General features: G+C 64.6%; 3 protein-coding genes and 1 pseudogene. 2 read left to right on the top strand and 2 right to left on the bottom strand.

Features of this window, described 5'->3' with window-relative positions; genetic code table 11:
- Positions 1-245: 245 nt before the first annotated feature.
- A pseudogene (locus tag ABZW16_RS04385) lies at positions 246-853 on the top strand (IS110 family transposase); the annotation flags it as partial.
- An 83-nt stretch (positions 854-936) separates the two neighbouring features.
- Entirely contained in the window at positions 937-1,380 is a 444-nt protein-coding gene (locus tag ABZW16_RS04380) for a hypothetical protein (protein WP_354952061.1), read from the top strand.
- Positions 1,381-1,864: 484 nt separating this feature from the next.
- Here ABZW16_RS04380 and ABZW16_RS04375 read toward each other — a convergent pair whose 3' ends face one another.
- Together ABZW16_RS04375 and ABZW16_RS04370 are read right to left on the bottom strand one after the other, a co-directional pair.
- Positions 1,865-2,629: a hypothetical protein gene (locus tag ABZW16_RS04375; RefSeq protein WP_354952060.1), complete on the bottom strand. Its 765-nt coding sequence runs from the start codon at positions 2,627-2,629 to the stop codon at positions 1,865-1,867.
- Entirely contained in the window at positions 2,626-3,042 is a 417-nt protein-coding gene (locus tag ABZW16_RS04370; protein ID WP_354952058.1) for a helix-turn-helix transcriptional regulator, read from the bottom strand. Before ABZW16_RS04370 ends, ABZW16_RS04375 begins: the two co-directional genes overlap by 4 nt.
- Positions 3,043-3,047 lie beyond the last annotated feature (5 nt).

The following is a 3,047-nucleotide window of genomic DNA, read 5'->3' as shown; positions in this document are numbered from 1 at the left end:
TCGGTTCGTTCTCCTTCGGTGGCTGGATTGGGGAAGGCTGATCGCCGAGCCGCCGGTCGGTGAGCACTCTCCGCGCCTGGAATGTGGTCCGATTCCTAGAGCTAGATCGTGCCCTGGCCGGTTGGTGAGGCCGCCTGTAGCGCTGATGGGATGTCGTGCCGGTCGAGCACTGATCCATTAGGTCGCCGCCGGGTTGCCTTGGGCTCCACCCCTTTTCCGCTGATCTACACGAGATGAGGTGATCGATGATCTTCGTCGGCGATGACTGGGCCGAGGATCATTACGATGTCCACGTCATGAACGAGGCCGGCACGCGGCTGGCCGCGCGCCGCCTGCCCGAAGGGCTAGCCGGTATCACCGCCCTGCACGAGCTGCTCGCCGCGCACGCCCAGGACACGAACCAGGTCATGATCGGCATCGAAACCGACCGGGGTCTGTGGGTCAACGCGCTGGTCGCAGCCGGATACCGGGTCTATGCGATCACCCCCTGGCTGTGGCCCGCTACCGCGACCGCCATAGGCGAAATCCGATGCCGCGGACGCGAAACTGCTCGCTGATCTGGTCCGCACCGACCGCCACAACCACTGCCCGATCGCCGGGGACAGCCGGGCCGCCGAAGCGATCAAGGTGCTCGCCCGCACACACCAGAACCTCATCTGGACCCGCACCCGCCACACCAACACCCTGCGCTCGGCGTTGCGCGAGTACTACCCCGCCGCCCTGGAAGCCTTCCCCGACCTGGGCGACCGCGACGCCCTGGCCGTGCTCGGGGCGCGCACCCAGCCCGGCCCAGGGCGCGGCTGTGAGCCTGTCCGCACTGCGGTCCACTCTCAAACGCGCTGGAAGACAACGGGTGACGTACCTGGTGCGTCAAAGCCCCGCGCAAGCTAGAGGGCCCTCGCCGGGTGGTCCGGTCTGAAAGCCGATGCTGCTCGGATGTTTTGGCTCGAGCAGCGCTCGGAGAGCGACATCGCGGCTGAGTTTCACATCGACGGCCCGCGAGTCCGACAGCGCCTGCGCGCCGCCGCTCATCTGCGCGATGCTGCTGGCTTGCCCCAGGCGTTTCCCGACGTCGACACCTTCCTAACGGGGATGAAGCTGAAGGTCCCGACGTATGACGACGCGGTGTTTCATGCCCGCCTGGTGGAGGGCTGGTCGACGTATTGCCGGTTGGTGCAGGTCGGTGAATCGTGGGAGAGGAGGCCGCTGACGGCGTTGGTGGTGAATCAGCGCACCTTGGCAGATACGTTTCTCGGCCCCGGGGAGATTCGTCATGGTATGCGTCAGCTCTTGCCCGGTCGTCGCGCGAGCGGCGACCGGGCAAGAACTCAGTGGTTGGCTTCGTCAGAAGCTGGACGAACCGGTGATGACGCAAATTAGGGCCGTGCCCGGGTTGGCCAGTACTCCGGGGAGATCACACGCACTCGCGTGGTCCCCGATCGGCTCATCGGCACGGGTATCCACGGTCGGCGAAACGATGGCACCCTCTGCCGCGACGCCCTCTGCGTGACTTGGTGCAGCGCTGAAATTCATTGCTAGCCCCGTTGCGGTGATTGCGACTGCGACGGAGACTTTGGCGATACGCACACTGAACCTCTTTTCGTTCTAACGAAATAACGTGCTCTCTACCAGGGAAAACGACAATTGGTGCGGGAACTGCCGGTGTCTGTCAAGGACGTAACCGGCGCCAAAATCATTGTGATCAGATCCATGTCGGGGATATACCTTTTTGTTGGGTGTCCCATAAGCTAACGCTCCACTTGGTGACGGTCGAGCAATGTTTCCAGCAGTGGTAAACCGATGCATAGCCGCTTGGCCAAGTGGTCCGACGAGCCCAAAGCGGTTGAGGTCCGGACACGCTCACTCAGATCGGTCCCGACGGGTCGTCGCCGCGGAGCGCTTCGGCCAAGGCTTGGGCCTGATTCGGGGTGATCCCAAGCGCGATAGGGATCTGGCGCGGGCTGTAGTGCGACGAGCAGATGGGCACCGGATTGTCCCCGGCTACCATCCACGACGGTTCGGAATACCCATCGTCCATATCGGTCCCGAGCAGCTCCCGTGCGAACCGGGGAGCTACGTCGTCTGGTGCACCGCAGCGAACGAGGGCGCGCACGACGACCTCCCATGCGTCCTCTGGCGTGGCGGCGTCCCCGAGCATGGGCAAGAGAAGCAGAAGGCGCTGTGCCGGATCGACGAGGCCCTCGGCGTCAGACGCGTTCTCCGGCACGCTCGCGGCGATGGCGGTCAACTCCGTCCAGGACAGTCCCGGCCCGGCCTCCTCGGGCCCGCACTGCCCCAGATGCCCGAGACGGTCCCACGCAGGGTGGCGTACGACGAACTCGACTGTATTCGTGTCCTCGAAGTTGGCATAGACGACGAAGGTTGTGTGTCCGCCGCCGAAGGCGACCCGGAACACAGGCCACGGTTGCTCGGCATCGCTGAGACGTTCCAGCATCGGCTCGAACACGGACGCCGCGACGCCGTATTCATCTGTGTCGGCCGAGAGATCGCCCATCGTCACCAGCAGGTGAGCAAGCCAGAAGGCCGGTTCGCGGGCGAGCTCCTCACCTGCGACCAACTCGGCGTCCGTGTACTCCGGGACGTCAACGCTCTTCGTGATGTCGCTCATATCGCGAGAGTATCGGTCTGTTCCGACATCCTGGCAGTAGCCAGCGGGCTCGCGAGGACTCCTGCGATTTGGATGCGAGAGCGGAGTTCGAGTTCGGCCAGGAACTTCGAAACGTGCTTGTCGACGGTGCGTTTCGACACCGAGAGGCGATTCGCAATAGCCGCGTTGGTGCATTCCTCGGTGACGAGATCGGCGACGTTGTGCTCAGTGGGTGTGAGAGACGCACTTGTCCTGCCCGTCCGAGCGAGCCCTGCGGGCGGGCCAAACGCCGTGTTCTCGGAGTCGAGCCCGAACTTGCGCCGAGTCTCGTTGCGCGCCAACGTGATCGTACAAGCGCAATGCAGCGCCGAGGGCGTCGCGGGCTTCGTTGCGGCGACCGGCCACTGCGAGTAGCGCCGAATGCCGCGCCGCATGGGCA

The organism is Nocardia sp. NPDC004604, assembly GCF_040609795.1.
GTDB lineage: Bacteria > Actinomycetota > Actinomycetes > Mycobacteriales > Mycobacteriaceae > Nocardia.
Note: the sequence above shows the minus strand (reverse complement) of the source record. Positions and strands in the feature narration are given on the sequence as shown.

What these genes read in the sequence shown, in the direction of transcription:
- ABZW16_RS04380 (WP_354952061.1), top strand. Translation starts at nt 937, where the DNA reads ATGTTTTGGCTCGAGCAGCGCTCGGAGAGCGACATCGCGGCTGAGTTT.
- ABZW16_RS04375 (WP_354952060.1), bottom strand. Translation starts at nt 2,629, where the DNA reads ATGAGCGACATCACGAAGAGCGTTGACGTCCCGGAGTACACGGACGCC.
- ABZW16_RS04370 (WP_354952058.1), bottom strand. Translation starts at nt 3,042, where the DNA reads ATGCGGCGCGGCATTCGGCGCTACTCGCAGTGGCCGGTCGCCGCAACG.